The organism is Streptomyces endophyticus, assembly GCF_035798155.1.
GTDB lineage: Bacteria > Actinomycetota > Actinomycetes > Streptomycetales > Streptomycetaceae > Streptomyces > Streptomyces endophyticus.
Genome location: NZ_JAOZYC010000134.1, coordinates 33,318 through 50,488, shown reverse-complemented (window position 1 = coordinate 50,488; position 17,171 = coordinate 33,318). Strand labels below are relative to the sequence as shown.

Below are 17,171 nucleotides of genomic sequence, written 5' to 3'. Positions count from 1 at the left end.
TCGAGCGGACGGGCTGGGGCCGGCCCGCGAGTGGACCGGCCCCGAAGTGGGCTCAGCCGCTGACGCCGCGGCCCAGCTCCCACAGTTGAAGGACCGAGGAGGCGGACAGCGCCCATTCCACCCCGGTGATGTCGTCGCGGGCGGCGACGTACTGCTTGCCCTGCCACAGCGGGAGAACCGGCACGTCGTCGGCGACGACGTTCTGGATCTGCTGGATGGGCTTGGACGCGGTGAGCCGGTCGGCCTCGCGGCGCTCGGCCGGGATCAGGTCACTGCGGATGCCGCTGTTGGTGTACGGGGACGCAAGGAAGTTGTCCTTGTCGAGGAACGGCGCGAGGAAGTTGTCGGCGTCCGGGAAGTCCGGGAACCAGCCGAGGCCGTAGACGTCGTACTTTCCCTTGAGCTGGGCGTCGCGGTAGGTGTCCCAGACGTCGCCCTTGATGTCGACGTCGAAGAGGCCGCTGGTGTTCAGCTGCTTCTGGAGGAGCTCGAACTCCGTCTTCGTGCCGGATCCGTAGTGGTCGCTCGTGTAGTGCAGGGTGAGCTTGATCGGCGTGCGGATGCCCGCCTGCTGGAGGATCGACGCCGCCTTGGCCCTGCTGGGGTCGCCGTACTTGTTGAAGAACGAGTTCTGGTGGCCCGTGATGCCGCTGGGCACGAGCGAGTAGAGCGGCTCGGCGCCGGTGCCGTACACCTTGGAGGCGATCTCGCCGCGGTCGACGAGCTGTGCCATCGCCTGCCGGACGGCCTTGTCCCGGACGGTGCTCGCCTTGGTGTCGAAGCCGAGGTAGCGGATCTCCATGCCGGGCATCTCGACCAGGTTGACGTTCTTGGGCGCGCTGTCCGAGTACTTCTTGATCTGCCCCGGCGACATGGTGCGCGTCATCATGTCGATGTCGCCCTTCTCCAGTGCCTTGCCCATGGCGTCGGCGCCGGTGAAGGAGTCCAGCTCCACCTTGTCGTTCTTCGGCTTCAACTGCCCCTTGTAGTGCGGGTTCTTGGTGAAGACGGTCTTGACGACGGCGTCGTTCTTGACGGTGGCCTTCAGGGTGTACGGACCGGAGCCGTTCACCTTGAAGCCGGTGCGCAGCTTGTTCTTCGGGTACTCGTCGGGGTCGACGATGCCGGCGGAGGGCGTGGCCAGCTTGTACGGGAACGTGGCGTCCGGGGACTTGAGGTGGAAGATGACTCCGCGGTCGCCCTGGGTCTCGATGGTGTCGATCGAGGAGAGCAGACCGTAGGAGCCGCTGTCGCTCTTGATGTTCCTGACGCGGTCGATGGAGTACTTCACGTCGGCCGCGGTGATCGGCTTGCCGTCGGCGAACGTGAGGTCCTTGCGCAGCTTGCACGCGTAGCGCTCGCTGCCGCTGTCGGAGAAGATGCAGCTCTGGGCGGCCTCGGGCACGGGCTCGCCGCTGCCGCTGCGCGGCATCGCCATGAGCGTCTGCACGGTCTGGCGCAGCACGTTCCAGGATCCGGTGTCGTAGGCGTACGCCGGGTCGAACGGCGCGGGTACCTTTCCGGAGGCGATGAACCGGTCCGTGGTGCCCACCTTGATCGCATCGCCGCCCGCGTCTCCGCCGTCGGACCCGCCGCACGCGGCGAGCACGGGGGCCAGCAGGCCGATGATGGCCGGCAGCACCAAAGTCTTGCGGTTCATGCTCGAAATTCTCCAGAGCTGTTGAACCCGCCGGCCCGGCGAAAGGGGTGGGACGCGTGGGCGACGGGAGCGTACGGCGATGTTCCCGCGACGACATTAATGGTCGTGCCGCCGCGGTTCGCGGGCGCGGGATCGGGGCGCCCATCACGCTGTGGAATCAGGCGTGGACGCACCGAAAACACCTCAGGAGGAAGGTTCGTCGCACGGGGTGGCCAATCGGGACACAAGGGCACTCCTCGCCGCATGGAAAGCGGTCACCCAGCATGCGTCCGACGAGCTGTCGACCCCCGGGGAAGTGGGAAAGCTCACACCCTCAACGAGCTTGTCGTGCGCCTCGATTCAGCCACCCCGGGGACTTCAGGACGTCATGAGTCCCTGCAGGAAAGGCACGTTGACGTGTTCCAGGGAGCGGACGACGGTGCGCCGGGGCGCGGGCTCGATCGGCGACACGGACGGCACGGCGACGACCTGGCAGCCCGCCGCCTCGGCCGACGTGACGCCGGTGGCGGTGTCCTCGATGACGGCGCAGCGCCCCGGTTCGGCGCCGAGCCCCGCGGCGGCGAGGAGGTACGGGTCGGGGTGCGGCTTGGTGCGTGAGACCTCGTCACCGGCGACGGTGAGGCGGAAGTTGGCCGGTCCGAGGGAGTGCAGGACGCGGTCGATGATGCGGCGGTGGGAGGCGGAGACGAGCGCCGCCGGCACGTCGTGCGCGGCGAGTTCGGCGAGGAGTCTCGCGGCTCCCGGCATCAGCGGCAGGGAGCTGCTGATCCGCTTCTCGAAGCCGTCGTTGAGCAGCACGGTCAGCTCGGGCAGGGTGATGTCGGCGCCGGTGGCCTCGATGAGGAAGCCGGCGCTGCGGGTCATGGGCCCGCCGACGACGACATGGCGCCAGGCGTCGTCGAGGGCGTGGCCGAGTTCGGCGAAGACGGCCACCTCGGCGTCCCACCAGAATCCCTCGGTGTCGACGAGTGTTCCGTCCATGTCGAGGAGCACGGCCTGAAGCGTGGAGCCTTCGGCCGTTCGGGTACCGAGTGCGGGGACCGTACTGGTCATCCGTACACCTCCATGAGGGACGAAGAGGCCGGTTGCCCCCTTTTCGAGCTCAAGGGCAACCGGCCTGCGCTGGACCGAACAGTGTACGACTGCTCGGTACTACCGCGCGTTGAAGTACTTCGCCTCGGGGTGGTGGATGACGATCGCGTCGGTGGACTGCTCGGGGTGGAGCTGGAACTCCTCGCTGAGCTGTACGCCGATCCGCTCCGGCTCCAGGAGGTCGGCGATCTTCGCGCGGTCCTCCAGGTTCGGGCAGGCGCCGTAGCCGAGGGAGAAGCGGGCGCCCCGGTACTTCAGGTCGAACATGTCCGCCATGGCGGCCGGGTCCTCGCCGGCGAAGCCGAGTTCGCTGCGCACGCGCGCGTGCCAGTACTCGGCGAGGGCCTCCGCCAACTGCACGGACAGGCCGTGCAGTTCGAGGTAGTCGCGGTAGGAGTCGGACGCGAACAGCTTCGCCGTCTCCTCGCCGATCCGCGAGCCGACGGTGACGACCTGGAGCCCCACGACGTCGGTCTCGCCGGACTCCTCCGGGCGGAAGTAGTCCGCGAGGCACAGGCGGCGGCCGCGGCGCTGGCGCGGGAAGGTGAACCGGGTCCGCTCGTTGCCCGCGTCGTCCAGGATGATCAGGTCCTCGCCCTTGGACACGCACGGGAAGTAGCCGTGCACGACGGCCGCTTCGAGCATGTTGTCCGTGTGCAGCTTGTCGAGCCAGCCGCGAAGCCGCGGACGGCCCTCGGTCTCCACCAGCTCCTCGTACGTGGGTCCGTCGCCGGTCCGCGCCTGCTTCAGGCCCCACTGGCCCTTGAAGAGGGCGCCCTCGTCGAGCCAGGACGCGTACTCCTTGAGCTGGATGCCCTTGATGACGCGGGTGCCCCAGAACGGCGGCTCGGGGACCGGGTTGTCGACGGCGACGTCGGAGCGCACGGGGCCCTCGTCGGGCGCCTCCTCGACCACCACGTCACGCTTGGGCACCCGGCGCTGCTTGAGCTCCGGCAGCACCGCACCGGGCACGCCGCGCTTGACCGCGATGAGCGCGTCCATCAGGCGCAGGCCCTCGAACGCGTCGCGGGCGTAGCGGACTTCGCCCTCGTAGATCTCGTGCAGGTCCTGCTCGACGTACGCGCGGGTGAGGGCGGCGCCGCCCAGGATGACCGGGAAGTCGCCTGCCATCTTGCGCTGGTTGAGCTCCTGAAGGTTCTCCTTCATGATCACGGTCGACTTGACCAGGAGGCCCGACATGCCGATGACGTCGGCCCGGTGCTCGGCGGCCGCGTCGAGGATCGCGGAGACGGGCTGCTTGATGCCCAGGTTGACCACGTTGTAGCCGTTGTTGGACAGGATGATGTCGACGAGGTTCTTGCCGATGTCGTGGACGTCGCCGCGCACGGTGGCGAGCACGATGGTGCCCTTGCCCTCCGAGTCGGACTTCTCCATGTGCGGCTCCAGGTAGGCCACCGCGATCTTCATGACCTCGGCGGACTGGAGCACGAACGGCAGCTGCATCTGGCCGGAACCGAACAGTTCGCCGACGACCTTCATGCCCTCCAGGAGGGTGTCGTTGACGATGTCGAGGGCCGGCCGGGTCTGCAGCGCTTCTTCGAGGTCGGCCTCCAGGCCGTTCTTCTCGCCGTCGATGATGCGCCGCTGGAGGCGCTCGTCCAGCGGAAGGGCCGCCAGCTCCTCGGCCCTGCCCGCCTTCAGGGACTTCGTGGTGGCGCCCTCGAACAGCGCCATCAGCTTCTGCAGTGGGTCGTAGCCCTCGGCGCGGCGGTCGTAGATCAGGTCGAGGGCGGTGGTGACCTGCTCCTCGTCGAACCGGGCGATCGGCAGGATCTTGGAGGCGTGCACGATCGCCGAGTCCAGGCCCGCCTTCACGCACTCGTCGAGGAAGACGGAGTTGAGGAGGATGCGGGCTGCCGGGTTGAGGCCGAAGGAGATGTTCGACAGGCCCAGCGTCGTCTGTACGTCGGGGTGGCGGCGCTTGAGTTCGCGGATCGCCTCGATGGTGGCGGTGCCGTCGCCCCGGGACTCCTCCTGACCGGTGCAGATCGTGAACGTCAGGGTGTCGATGAGGATGTCGGACTCGAGGATGCCCCAGTTCCCGGTGAGGTCGTCGATGAGCCGCTCGGCGATCTGGACCTTGTGCTCGGGGGTGCGGGCCTGGCCCTCCTCGTCGATGGTCAGCGCGATCAGCGCGGCGCCGTGCTCCTGCGCCAGCCTGGTGACCTTCGCGAAGCGGGACTCGGGGCCGTCCCCGTCCTCGTAGTTCACGGAGTTGATGACCGCGCGGCCGCCGAGCTTCTCCAGGCCGGCCTGGAGGACGTCGACTTCGGTCGAGTCCAGGACGATGGGCAGGGTGGAGGCGGTGGCGAAACGCCCCGCCAGCTCCTGCATGTCGGCGACGCCGTCGCGGCCCACGTAGTCGACGCACAGGTCGAGCATGTGCGCGCCCTCGCGGATCTGGTCGCGGGCCATCTCCACGCAGTCGTCCCAGCGGGCCTCCAGCATGGCCTCGCGGAACTTCTTCGAGCCGTTGGCGTTCGTACGCTCACCGATCGCCATGTACGCGGTGTCCTGACGGAACGGCACCGTCTGGTAGAGCGAGGCGGCGCCCGGCTCGGGCTGCGGGGTGCGCGGCGTCGGCTCGGTGCCCCGGACGCGCTCGACGACCTGGCGCAGGTGCTCGGGCGTCGAGCCGCAGCAGCCGCCGATCAGCTGGAGGCCGAAGTCGCGGACGAACGTCTCGTGGGCGTCGGCCATCTCCGGCGGGGTGAGCGGGAAGTGCGCGCCGTCGCTGGTGAGGACGGGCAGTCCCGCGTTGGGCATGCACATCAGCGGCGTCGCCGAGTGGCGGGCGAGATAGCGCAGGTGCTCGCTCATCTCGGCCGGGCCCGTGGAGCAGTTGAGGCCGATCAGGTCGATGCCGAGCGGTTCGAGGGCGGTGAGCGCGGCACCGATCTCCGAGCCGAGCAGCATCACGCCGGTCGTCTCGAAGGCGAGCGAGCACACCAGCGGGACCGAGACACCGAGCGCGTCCATCGCCCGGCGGGCGCCGATGAGGCTGGACTTGGTCTGCAGCAGGTCCTGCGTGGTCTCGACGATCAGCGCGTCGGCGCCGCCCGCGAGCAGGCCCTCGGCGTTCTTCTGGTAGCCGTCACGGATCGTGGCGTAGTCGATGTGGCCGAGCGAGGGCAGCTTGGTGCCGGGGCCGATGGAGCCGAGCACCCAGCGCGTCCTGCCGTCCTTGGCGGCGAACTCGTCGGCGACCTCGCGGGCGAGGCGGGCGCCCGACTCGGACAGTTCGTGGATCCGGTGGCCGATGTCGTACTCGCTGGCGGCGGTGTGGTTCGCGCCGAACGTGTTCGTCTCGACGCAGTCCACGCCCACCGCGTAGTACTCCTCGTGCACGGAGCGCACGATGTCGGGGCGGGTGAGGTTGAGGATCTCGTTGCAGCCCTCGAGGTTCTCGAAGTCCTCGAGGGTCGGGTCCTGCGCCTGCAGCATGGTGCCCATCGCTCCGTCGGCCACCACGACGCGGGTGGCGAGGGCTTCTCGGAGGGCGTCCACACGGGCGCGGGAATCGGATGCGGGCGTTGGCAACGAGGCCATGAAAGTTCTCCCAGAGGTGCGACGGCTGTCGGCTTTGCGGCTCCACTCCCGGAGGCGCACCCGGTCAGGGTAACGGGGACGATGGTCCTGTCGTAGGTAGGTCCACGAGCCGGAACGGCGTGCGCGTGTCGTGGCCGGAAGCATCCGATGGAAATATTGGCGCACGCCGCGCTCGCCGGAGGTCGGCAACGACCGATACTGTTCAGCATTGCCGAACGTCGCATGGCGACCACCCCTGCCGGCCGTCAGCTGTCAGCGAGAAGAACCGAGGGAGGAAGGGACTGCGATGGCACGCAACATCCAGTCGCTCGAACGGGCCGCGGCCATGCTCCGGTTGCTCGCGGGCGGCGAGCGGCGGCTCGGCCTCTCGGACATCGCCGCCTCGCTCGGCCTCGCCAAGGGCACGGCCCACGGCATCCTGCGCACCCTGCAGGCCGAGGGCTTCGTGGAGCAGGACTCCGCCTCGGGCCGCTACCAGTTGGGCGCCGAACTGCTGCGCCTGGGCAACAGCTACCTGGACGTGCACGAGCTGCGGGCGCGTGCCCTGGTGTGGACGGACGACCTGGCCCGCTCCAGCGGTGAGGCGGTCTACCTCGGCGTCCTGCACCAGCAGGGCGTGCTGATCGTGCATCACGTCTTCCGGCCCGACGACAGCCGGCAGGTCCTGGAGGTCGGCGCGATGCACCCGCTGCACTCCACGGCCCTGGGCAAGGTGCTCTCCGCGTACGACCCGGTGGCGCACAGCGAGGCCCTGGAGGCCGAGCGCAAGGGCTTCACGGCGCGCACGGTGTGCGACCCCGGGGAGCTGGAGGCGGTGTTCGACCTCACGCGTGCGCGCGGGTACGCCGCCGACGTCGAGGAGACCTGGGAGGGCGTGGCCTCGGTCGCGGCCCCGATCCACGACCGGCACCGGATGCCGGTGGGCGCGGTGGGCATCACCGGCGCCGTGGAGCGTGTCTGCAAGGCCCCCTCCTCGGACGGGGACGAGGCCGGGGCCGGTGGCGGCGCCGCGTCGGGCGGGCTGCGCCCCGAGCTGATCGCGGCCGTCCGCGACTGCGCCCGCGCCGTCTCCCGCGATCTGGGCGCCAGCCGCTTCTGAGCCGCGGCGGGTGCGGCTCAAGGTGCAGGCCGCATCAATCCGAGTGACCATCGTTGGACGCCCACCGGCCCCCGACGGGCGATAACCGCAGGCGATCAATAACGATCGCGCATTCGATAAAAGATCCCTTGACGAGCCAGGAGCCGCAGAGCGAGACTCGCGTCCATCGGTCGGCATTGTCGAACACCTACCGGCAATACGCGTTAGAGTGTGAACAGGCCAGACCGGACCCGACCCTCGCCTGAGGGTCTCGGACCACCGGAAAGGGACCCGGAGGGTTCGTTACTCGGGTTTCCCACTGGACGAAGGACAAAGGAGTCGCGGGTGTCCAGCCACGACATCTTCATCGGCGAGACCATCGGTACCGCCATACTCACCCTGTTGGGCGGTGGCGTCTGCGCCGCCGTCACATTCAAGCGCTCCAAGGCGTTCGAGGCCGGCTGGGTCGCCATCGCGTTCGGCTGGGGCTTCGCGGTCCTGACCGGTGCCTACCTGGCCGGCGGCGTCTCCGGCGCGCACCTCAACCCCGCGGTCACTCTCGGCCTCGCCATCGAGGGCGGCACCAAGTGGAGCGACGTACCGCTCTACCTCGTCTCCCAGCTCTTCGGCGCCATGATCGGCGCGGTCCTGGTCTGGCTCGCGTACTACGGGCAGTTCCACGCCCACCTGACCGACCGCGAGGTCCTCGCCGCGCACAACGGCAGCGCCGACGACGAAGGCCTCGTCGACCCGAAGGCCGCGCCCGAGGCCGGCCCCGTGCTCGGCGTCTTCTCCACGGGTCCCGAGATCCGGAACATGGTGCAGAACCTCGTCACGGAGATCATCGCCACGGTCGTGCTCGTCCTGGCGATCCTCACGCAGGGCCTGAACGCCGAGGGCAACGGCCTCGGTGTGCTCGGCGCCCTGATCACCGCGCTCGTCGTGGTGGGTATCGGTCTCTCCCTCGGTGGCCCCACGGGCTACGCCATCAACCCGGTACGCGACCTCGGTCCGCGCATCGTGCACGCGCTGCTCCCGCTGCCCAACAAGGGCGGTTCGGACTGGTCGTACGCCTGGGTCCCGGTGGTCGGTCCGCTCATCGGTGGTGCCCTCGCCGGCGCCATCTACCAGCTGTTCTGAGCGGCGCCACCGAAACCGACCACTTCACGTACGACGAGGAGCACTCCGTGACCGACGCACACACCACCGGCCCCTTCATCGCGGCGATCGACCAGGGCACCACGTCCAGCCGCTGCATCGTGTTCGACAAGGACGGCCGGATCGTCTCCGTCGACCAGAAGGAGCACGAGCAGATCTTCCCGAAGCCGGGCTGGGTCGAGCACGACGCGAACGAGATCTGGACCAACGTCGAGGAAGTCGTCGCCGGGGCCATCACCAAGGCCGGCATCACGCGCGACGACATCAAGGCCATCGGCATCACCAACCAGCGCGAGACGACGCTGCTCTGGGACAAGAACACCGGCGAGCCCGTCCACAACGCCATCGTCTGGCAGGACACCCGCACCGACGCCCTGTGCAAGGAGCTCGGGCGCAACGTGGGCCAGGACCGCTTCCGCCGCGAGACCGGCCTGCCGCTGGCCTCGTACTTCGCGGGCCCCAAGGCCCGCTGGCTGCTCGACAACGTCGAGGGCCTGCGGGAGCGCGCGGAGCGCGGCGACATCCTCTTCGGCACGATGGACACCTGGGTCATCTGGAACCTGACGGGCGGTGTCAACGGCGGCAAGCACTTCACCGACGTCACCAACGCCTCCCGCACGATGCTGATGAACCTGCACGAGATGGAGTGGGACGAGCGGATCTGCTCCTCCATCGGCGTCCCGATGTCGATGCTGCCGGAGATCCACTCCTCCGCCGAGATCTACGGCGAGGTCACCGGCGGCAAGCTGGGCGACCTGCTCGGCGGCATCCCGGTCGCCTCGGCGCTCGGCGACCAGCAGGCGGCCCTGTTCGGCCAGACCTGTTTCGCCGAGGGCGAGGCCAAGTCCACGTACGGCACCGGCACCTTCATGCTGATGAACACCGCGGACAAGGCCATCAATTCGTACTCCGGCCTTCTCACCACGGTCGGTTACCAGATCGGCGACCAGAAGCCGGTCTACGCGCTCGAGGGCTCGATCGCCGTCACGGGCTCCCTGGTGCAATGGATGCGCGACCAGATGGGCCTGATCAAGTCGGCCGCCGAGATCGAGACCCTGGCGTCCTCGGTCGAGGACAACGGCGGCGCGTACTTCGTGCCCGCCTTCTCCGGCCTCTTCGCCCCGTACTGGCGCTCCGACGCGCGCGGTGTCATCGCGGGCCTGACCCGCTATGTCACCAAGGCGCACCTCGCGCGCGCCGTGCTCGAGGCCACCGCCTGGCAGACCCGCGAGATCACCGACGCCATGACGAAGGACTCCGGCGTCGAGCTGACCGCGCTCAAGGTCGACGGCGGCATGACATCCAACAACCTGCTGATGCAGACCCTCTCGGACTTCCTGGACGCGCCGGTGGTGCGCCCGATGGTCGCCGAGACGACCTGCCTCGGCGCCGCCTACGCCGCCGGTCTCGCCGTCGGCTTCTGGTCCAACACCGACGAGCTGCGTGCCAACTGGCGCCGGGCCGCCGAGTGGACCCCGAACATGGACGCGGACACCCGCGACCGTGAGTACAAGAGCTGGCTCAAGGCCGTGGAGCGGTCCATGGGCTGGCTCGAAGACAGCTCTGTCGAGGAGTAACACCCCACCATGAGTACCCAGTCCACCCTCCAGACCGTGCCTGCCCTCGGAACGCACCCGGTCGCCGGTTCCAACCCGAGCCGCGCCGAGACCCGCGAGCAGCTTTCCAAGGCGACGTACGACCTCCTGGTCATCGGCGGCGGCATCCTGGGCATCTCCACTGCCTGGCATGCGGCGCAGTCCGGTCTCAGGGTGGCCCTGGTCGACGCCGGCGACTTCGCCGGCGCCACGTCCTCCGCGTCTTCCAAGCTGCTCCACGGCGGTCTGCGCTACTTGCAGACCGGTGCGGTGAAGCTGGTCGCGGAGAACCACTTCGAGCGGCGTGCGGTGTCCCGCAATGTGGCCCCGCACCTCGCCAACCCCCTGACCTTCTACCTGCCCGTCTACAAGGGCGGCCCGCACGGCGCGGCCAAGCTGGGCGCGGGTGTCTTCGCGTACAGCGCGCTGTCCGCGTTCGGCGACGGTGTGGGGCACCTCTTGAGCCCGTCGAAGGCGCAGCAGGACGTGCCGGAGCTGCGGACCGACAACCTGAAGGCCGTCGCCGTGTACGGCGACGACCAGATGAACGACGCGCGGATGGCGCTGATGACGGTCCGCGCGGCCGTCGACGCGGGCGCCGTCGTCCTCAACCACTCCGAGGTCACCGGGCTGCGCTTCACCAACGGCCGGGTCACCGGCGCCGAGCTCAAGGACCGCACGAGCGGTGACGAGTTCGGGGTCAGCGCCCGCCTGGTGCTGAACGCGACCGGTCCGTGGGTCGACCACCTGCGCAAGATGGAGGACCCGAACTCGGCGCCGTCCATCCGCCTGTCCAAGGGCGCGCACCTGGTCATGAAGCGGACCTCGCCGTGGAAGGCCGCGCTCGCGACCCCCATCGACAAGTACCGCATCACCTTCGCCCTCCCCTGGGAGGACATGCTGCTGCTCGGCACGACCGACGAGGAGTACGAGGGTGACCCCGCGGACGTCTCGGTCACCGAGAAGGACATCGACCAGATACTCGACGAGGCCGCGTTCTCGGTCCGCGACCAGCAGCTCAAGCGCGAGCTGATGACGTACTCCTTCGCCGGTCTGCGCGTGCTGCCCGGCGGCCCCGGCGACACGTCGAAGGCCAAGCGCGAGACGGTCGTCAACGAGGGCAAGGGCGGCATGCTGTCCGTCTCGGGCGGCAAGTGGACGACGTTCCGGCACATCGGCCGCACGGTCATGCAGAAGCTGGAGTCGCTGCCCGGCCACCCGCTCGGCGACGACTACGAGCCGATCAACTCGCTGCCGAAGAAGCTGCCGCTGCCGGGTGTCGCCAACCCGCGCGCCGTCGCGCACCGCCTCCTGGTGGACAGCCCGGCGCCGGGCCCGCGGATGGGCGCCGACACGGCCAAGCACCTGGCGACGCACTACGGTTCGCTGTCCTTCGACATCGCCCGGCTCGCCAACGAGAGCCCGGAGCTCGCCCAGCGCGTCCACCCGGACGCGCCGGAGATCTGGGCGCAGGTGGTGTACGCCCGTGACAACGAGTGGGCCGAGACGCAGGACGATGTGCTGCGGCGCCGGACGACGCTGACGATTCGTGGCCTGGACACGGATGATGTGCGGGCCAAGGTGCAGGATCTGCTCGACAAGAAGTAGGTCCTGCCCGGCGTGACGAAGGGGCGGCTCCCACGGGGGGTGCCGCCCCTTTCTGGTGCCCTGCGACGGGGTTGCGGTCGCGGGGCTCTGCCCCGGACCCCGCGCCTCAATCGCCGGCGGGGCTGATTTCGCCGAACCGACGTTGCGGTCGCGGGGCTCTGCCCCGGGCCCCGCTGCTCAATCGCCGCAGGGGCTTGATTTGGCTCAGCCGCCGCAGAGGCTCTAGTCGTCGTCCGCGTCCAGGATTGAGGACTCCAGCTTGCCGAGCAGTCTTGCCAGTTGGCGGCGTTCGGCCGGGGAGACGCCGGCGAGCATCCGCTCCTCGTTGGCCAGGTGGTCCGCGAAGACCTCGTCGACCATGGCGAGCCCCTCGTCGGTGAGCCGGGAGTAGACCACGCGGCGGTCCTCGGCGTCCCGCTCGCGCACTATCAGGCCGTCCTTCTCCAGGCGGTCCATCCGCAGCGTGACCCCGGCGGACGAGACGAGCCCCGAGTCGGCGAGCTGCCCGGCGGTGAGCCGGTAGGGCTTGCCGGCGCGGCGCAGCGCGGTCAGCACGTCGAACCCGGCCACGGACAGGCCGTGCCGCTCGATCGACGCGTTGAGCTTGGTGTTGTAGCGCAGGAACGAGCGGTGCAGCCGGGCCAGCACCTCCAGCGGTCCTGTGTCGAGCTCGGGCCGCTCACGCGCCCAGTCCGCCACGATCTGTGTCACGGCGTCGTGCCGCTTCGCCTTCCGCTCGGCCATCCCCGTCCCCTCGCGCGTCTCACGGGCGTGAATTGTTACGCCCCTGAAAATTCTACCCCTGAAGCGATCCGCGGCGGCGCCTGCCGATCACTCGGACCAGTATCACCGCCGCGAGCACGGCGGCGGCCGGAACGGCGGCCTTCTTCAGGAGGACGGGCAGGGCGGCGGCGCCGAGGTCGACGGCTTCCGGTTCGGCGGGTGCCGCCGCAGTGGCGGTCCCCACCTGCGGGCCCGACATCAACTCCGCGAGGCGGTCGGCGAATTGGCCGACGATGCGGTCGCCGACCTCGGCCATGATGCCGCGCCCGAACTGGGCGGGCCGGCCGGTGATGTCGAGGTCGGTACGGACCCGGACGCGGGTGCCCGCGGGGTCGGCGACGAGCTCGGCGGTGACGGTCGCGGAGGCCGTGCCCGCGCCGCGGGTCTCACTGCCGCTGAGGGCGAGCCGCATGGTGCGGGCGGCATCGTCGCGGGTCACGGTGCCCTCGCCCCGGTAACTCATCTGCACCGCACCGACCTTGACCTTCACCCGGCCGGTGAAGGTGTCGCCTTCGAGGGTGTCGAGGACGGCGCCGGGCATGCAGGGGGCCACGCGGCCGAGGTCGTGGAAGAGCTTCCAGGCCTCGTCGGGCGCGGCCGGGACGGTGAAGGTGTGGTCGAGTTGCATGGTCGATCTTCCCGGTCGTGGGTCAGTGGGTGGCGGGGGCCGTGCGCAGCAGGTCGCGGATACGGCTGGGTGAGAGCGGGCCGCGGCGGACGACGACGCCGAAGGGGCGCAGGGCATCCTCGACGGCGTTCGCGAGGACGGCCTGCGGGGCGATGGCACCGCCTTCGCCGAGCCCCTTCACGCCGAGGTCGTTCATGGGGCTCGGCGAGTGGATCTCGTCCATGTCGAGGTCGGGGATCTCGGAGGAGGTGGGGACGAGGTAGTCCATGTACGTGCCGGTGCGGGGCTGGCCGTCGGGGCCGTAGATCATCTCCTCGTAGAGGGCGCCGCCGATGCCCTGGGCGATGCCTCCGGTGACCTGGCCCTCGGCGATCAGCGGGTTGACGATGACACCGGCGTCGTGGACGACGACGTACTGGAGGATCTCCAACTCGCCGGTGTGCTCGTCGACTTCGACGACGGCGGCGTGCGCTCCGCTGGCGACGGCGAAGCCGGGCGGCCGGAAGTGGACGGTCTCGCTGAGTTCCGTGCCGTAGCGCCCGTCGGTGGGTTCGGGGGTGTCGGGGAGCGGGGCGCGGCCCGCGAGTTCGGCGAGGGTGAGGGTGGGCCCGTCGGGCTCCTTGGTGGTGAACACGCCCTCGGTGAGGGTGAGTTCGGCCGCCGGGACGGAGAGGCGGCGCGCTGCCGCGTCGAGGGCCTTCTCGCGTACGAGCCTGCCTGCCCGGTGGGTGGCATTGCCCGCGTTGACGAGGGCGCGGCTGGCGATGGTGCCGACGCCGAAGGGGGTCGCGGAGGTGTCACCACCCACCACGTCGATGACATCAAGCGGCACACCGAGTGCGTCGGCCGCGATCTGTGCCATGGATGTGCGGTGGCCCTGACCCTGTGAGGGTGCGCCGATGGCGAGTTTGACGCGGCCGCTGGGGGCGATGTCGATGCGCGCGGTCTCGAACGGGCCGAGCCCGGTGGCCTCGATGTACATGGCGTAGCCGACGCCGATGTGCTTGCCCTCGCGCGGTTCGCGGCGGGTGGTGTCCACCTTGGCGCGGGCCCGGCGCAGGAGTTCGGGGAAGTCGCCGGAGTCGTACGACTGGGGGTTGCCGGAGCGGTCGACGAGGCCGGTCGTGTACGGCATGTCGTCGGGGCCGATGAGGTTGCGGGCCCTCAACTCTGCGGGTTCCAGGCCGAGTTGTGCGGCGAGCCGGTCCATGGCCCGCTCCATCGCGAACACCGTCTCGGGGCGTCCGGCGCCCCGGTAGGGCGTGGCGAAGGCGGTGTTGGTGAGGACGCCGAGGACGTCGATGTCGACGTTCGGGATCCGGTAGGGGCCGAGGAGGTGGCACAGCGAGTTGTACGGGACGACCAGGCCGGTCATGTTGTACGCGCCGAAGTTGACGGTGATCCGGTCGCGTACGGCGAGGAGTCTGCCGTCGGCGTCGGCGGCGAGCTCGATGCGGTGGATCTGCTCGCGGGCGTGCGAGGCGGCGGTGAGGTTCTCGCCCCGGTCCTCGCGCCAGACCACGGGGCGGCCCAACTTGCCCGCCGCGTACGGGATCAGCATTTCCTCTACGTAGAGGATGCCCTTCTGGCCGAAGCCGCCGCCGACGTCGGTGGCGATGACGCGGACGGATTCGGCGTCGAGGCCGAGGGTGGTGGCGATGGACTCGCGGACGCGGTGCGGGGTCTGGGTGTTGGACCAGACGGTGAGGTCGCCGCTGTAGGGGTCGACGCGGGCGGCGACGGCGCGGGTCTCGATGGGCGAGGCGACGTAGCGGTGCGCCTGGAACTCCTCGCTGATGACGGTGTGCGCGGCGGCGAACGCGGCGGCGGGGTCGCCCACTTGGGCGGCGACGGCGACCGCCGTGTTGTCCGGCAGGTCCTCGTGGAGCAGCGGGGCGTCGTCCGCGAGGGCGCGGTCGGGGTCGACGAGGACGGGCAGCGGCGCGTAGCGGACGTCGACGAGTTCGAGGGCGTCCTCGGCGAGGTAGCGGCTGTCGGCGAAGACGATGGCGACGGGCTGGCCGACGTAGAGGACCTTGTCGGTGGCGAGCAGCGGCATCGGGGTCGTGGCCACGCGCGGGTCGAGGAGTTCGGCGAGGCGGGGCGGGGTGCGCAGCTCCTCCTTGTTCAGGAGCGGCGCGAGATGGGCGACGTCGGCGCCGGTCCAGACGGCGAGGACGCCCGGGGCTTCGAGTGCGGCGGTCACGTCGACCGACTCGACGCGGGCGTGGGCGTGCGGGCTGCGCAGGACGGCGGCCTCGGCGGCGCCGGGCAGTTCGATGTCGTCGACGTAGCGGCCGTTGCCGCGCAGCAGGCGGTCGTCCTCGACGCGGGGAACGGGGCGGCCGATCCAGGGGGCGGGCATGTGGGTCACTCCCCTTGCCGTGAGTCTTGCTGCGAGTGCTGTGGGTGCTGCGAGTCGGTGGCTGTCTCGTACGTCTCGTCGAGGGCCCGGCCGAGCGCGCGGCGGATGCCCCGGTAGCCGGTGCAGCGGCAGAGGTGGCCGCTGAGCGCGTCGGCGACCTCGGTGTCGTCGGGCCGTTCGTCCTGTTCGGTCAGGGCCGTCGCCGTCATGAGGAAGCCGGGGGTGCAGAAGCCGCACTGCATGCCGTGGCACGTGTGGAAGGCCTCCTGCACCGGGGTGAGCGGCGCGTCCGGCCGGGCCAGGCCCTCGACGGTGCGCAGTTCGGCGCCCTCGCACTGCACGGCGAGCGTGAGGCAGGAGCGGACGGGCGTGCCGTCGACGAGGACGGTGCAGGCTCCGCACACGCCGTGCTCGCAGCCGACGTGCGTGCCGGTGAGCCGGAGCCGGTCGCGCAGGAAGTCGCTGAGCAACAGCCGGGATTCGACCTGTGCGGTGACGGGTTCGCCGTTGACGGTCAGGTGTATCTCGTGCCAGCCGGAGGGTTCGGCGAGTGGCGGGGTCCGCGCGGGGCGGGCGGCGGGGGTCACGGAGGTCATCGGGTGCGCTCCCAAGCTGTCGTGCAGGCGCGGGCGAGGAGGTGGGCGGCGGCCTCGCGGCGGTACGCGGCCGTGGCGTGGACGTCGTCGGACGGGGCGAGGTGCGCCAGGGCGGCCTCGCGCGCGGCGTCGCGGGCGGCGGGACCCGCGTCGGTGCCGGTCAGCGCCGCTTCGACGGCGGGCAGCCGGACCGGGGTGGGGCCGACGCCGCAGAAGACGACGCGGGCGGTGCGCACGGTGTCGCCCGAGCCTTCGTCACCCGAGCCTTCGTCACCCGAGCGCTCCAGAAGGACGGCGACGCCGACCGTGGCGAAGTCGCCGTGTCTGCGGGTGAGTTCCTCGAAGGCCCAGCCGCCGCCGCGGGCCGGGAAGACGACCTCGGTGAGGAGTTCGTCCGGCTCGACGGCGGTCTGGAAGGTGGCGACGAAGAACTCCTCGGCTCCGACGGTGCGCTCTCCCGCCGGTCCCGCGATGACGAAGCGGGCGTCCAGCGCCACGGCGGCGGTGGGGAGCTCGGCGGCCGGGTCGTGGTGGACGAGGCTGCCGCAGACGGTGCCGCGGGCCCGGATCTGCGGGTGCCCGATGTGCCCGATCGCGGCGGCGAGCAGCGGCCAGCCGTCGCGGAGCCGTGGGTCGGCGGCCGCTGCGGACTGGCGGACGGCGGCGCCGACGCGCAGCGCGCCCGACGCGTCGACGGAGAGTTCACCGAGGCCGGGGATGCGCGTGATGTCGACGAGGAGGCCGGGGCGGGCGAGCCGCATGCTCAGCATCGGGATCAGCGACTGGCCGCCGGCCACCACCTTGGGCTCGCGGTCCTCGTCGGCGAGCAGGGCGAGCGCCTCCGGGACGGAGCGCGGGGCGCTGTAGTCGAAGGGTGTGGGTTTCAAACCGTCTGCCACCAGGCCTCTCGGATCGGGCGAGCGGGTACGGGTATACCTAAGACCTGAAATGATTGACCCTGAAGTACCTTCTTGGCAAGAGGTTCACCCGAACCAGTGTTTCCCAGTGTTTCCACGTGTTTTCAAGGGGAACCGTTTT

The 17,171-nt window shown here is 70.2% G+C and carries 12 protein-coding genes; 4 read left to right on the top strand and 8 right to left on the bottom strand.

Translation table 11 applies throughout. The annotated features are described in order from the left end of the window. Window positions 1–52: 52 nt before the first annotated feature. The 3 genes from OKJ99_RS23510 to metH all read right to left on the bottom strand — a co-directional run bounded on the left by OKJ99_RS23510 (window position 53) and on the right by metH (window position 6,322). A complete protein-coding gene (locus OKJ99_RS23510) occupies window positions 53–1,660 on the bottom strand; it encodes an ABC transporter substrate-binding protein (RefSeq protein ID WP_326019351.1) in 1,608 nt (535 codons plus the stop codon). Between the two features lie 357 nt (window positions 1,661–2,017). After that, window positions 2,018–2,713, bottom strand: a complete 696-nt coding sequence (locus tag OKJ99_RS23505; protein WP_326019350.1) for an HAD family hydrolase — start codon at window positions 2,711–2,713, stop codon at window positions 2,018–2,020. Window positions 2,714–2,812: 99 nt separating this feature from the next. Then, window positions 2,813–6,322, bottom strand: coding sequence for a methionine synthase (metH, locus tag OKJ99_RS23500; protein WP_326019349.1), 3,510 nt, complete (start codon window positions 6,320–6,322; stop codon window positions 2,813–2,815). A 286-nt stretch (window positions 6,323–6,608) separates the two neighbouring features. Between metH and OKJ99_RS23495 the strand changes: the two genes are divergently transcribed. The 4 genes from OKJ99_RS23495 to OKJ99_RS23480 all read left to right on the top strand — a co-directional run bounded on the left by OKJ99_RS23495 (window position 6,609) and on the right by OKJ99_RS23480 (window position 11,761). Continuing rightward, a complete protein-coding gene (locus OKJ99_RS23495; RefSeq protein ID WP_326019348.1) occupies window positions 6,609–7,421 on the top strand; it encodes an IclR family transcriptional regulator in 813 nt (270 codons plus the stop codon). A gap of 324 nt (window positions 7,422–7,745) precedes the next feature. Continuing rightward, the gene (locus OKJ99_RS23490) at window positions 7,746–8,540 is read left to right on the top strand and encodes an MIP/aquaporin family protein (RefSeq protein ID WP_326019347.1); all 795 of its coding nucleotides are present in this window, start codon (window positions 7,746–7,748) and stop codon (window positions 8,538–8,540) included. Between the two features lie 47 nt (window positions 8,541–8,587). Next, window positions 8,588–10,135, top strand: a complete 1,548-nt coding sequence (glpK, locus tag OKJ99_RS23485) for a glycerol kinase GlpK (RefSeq protein ID WP_326019346.1) — start codon at window positions 8,588–8,590, stop codon at window positions 10,133–10,135. Window positions 10,136–10,144: 9 nt separating this feature from the next. Next, complete coding sequence (locus tag OKJ99_RS23480) at window positions 10,145–11,761, top strand: glycerol-3-phosphate dehydrogenase/oxidase (protein WP_326019345.1); 1,617 nt, start codon at window positions 10,145–10,147, stop codon at window positions 11,759–11,761. Between the two features lie 222 nt (window positions 11,762–11,983). Here OKJ99_RS23480 and OKJ99_RS23475 read toward each other — a convergent pair whose 3' ends face one another. Genes OKJ99_RS23475 through OKJ99_RS23455 form a run of 5 tightly spaced genes read right to left on the bottom strand, consistent with a single transcriptional unit; the run spans window position 11,984 to window position 17,020 of the window. Beyond that, complete coding sequence (locus tag OKJ99_RS23475) at window positions 11,984–12,505, bottom strand: MarR family winged helix-turn-helix transcriptional regulator (RefSeq protein ID WP_326019344.1); 522 nt, start codon at window positions 12,503–12,505, stop codon at window positions 11,984–11,986. A gap of 52 nt (window positions 12,506–12,557) precedes the next feature. Next, window positions 12,558–13,172: an SRPBCC family protein gene (locus tag OKJ99_RS23470; protein WP_326019343.1), complete on the bottom strand. Its 615-nt coding sequence runs from the start codon at window positions 13,170–13,172 to the stop codon at window positions 12,558–12,560. Between the two features lie 22 nt (window positions 13,173–13,194). Next, window positions 13,195–15,537, bottom strand: a complete 2,343-nt coding sequence (locus tag OKJ99_RS23465) for a xanthine dehydrogenase family protein molybdopterin-binding subunit (protein ID WP_326019342.1) — start codon at window positions 15,535–15,537, stop codon at window positions 13,195–13,197. A gap of 5 nt (window positions 15,538–15,542) precedes the next feature. Continuing rightward, window positions 15,543–16,133: a (2Fe-2S)-binding protein gene (locus OKJ99_RS23460; RefSeq protein ID WP_326019341.1), complete on the bottom strand. Its 591-nt coding sequence runs from the start codon at window positions 16,131–16,133 to the stop codon at window positions 15,543–15,545. Further along, window positions 16,130–17,020: an FAD binding domain-containing protein gene (locus OKJ99_RS23455; protein WP_326019340.1), complete on the bottom strand. Its 891-nt coding sequence runs from the start codon at window positions 17,018–17,020 to the stop codon at window positions 16,130–16,132. Before OKJ99_RS23455 ends, OKJ99_RS23460 begins: the two co-directional genes overlap by 4 nt. Window positions 17,021–17,171: the final 151 nt, after the last annotated feature.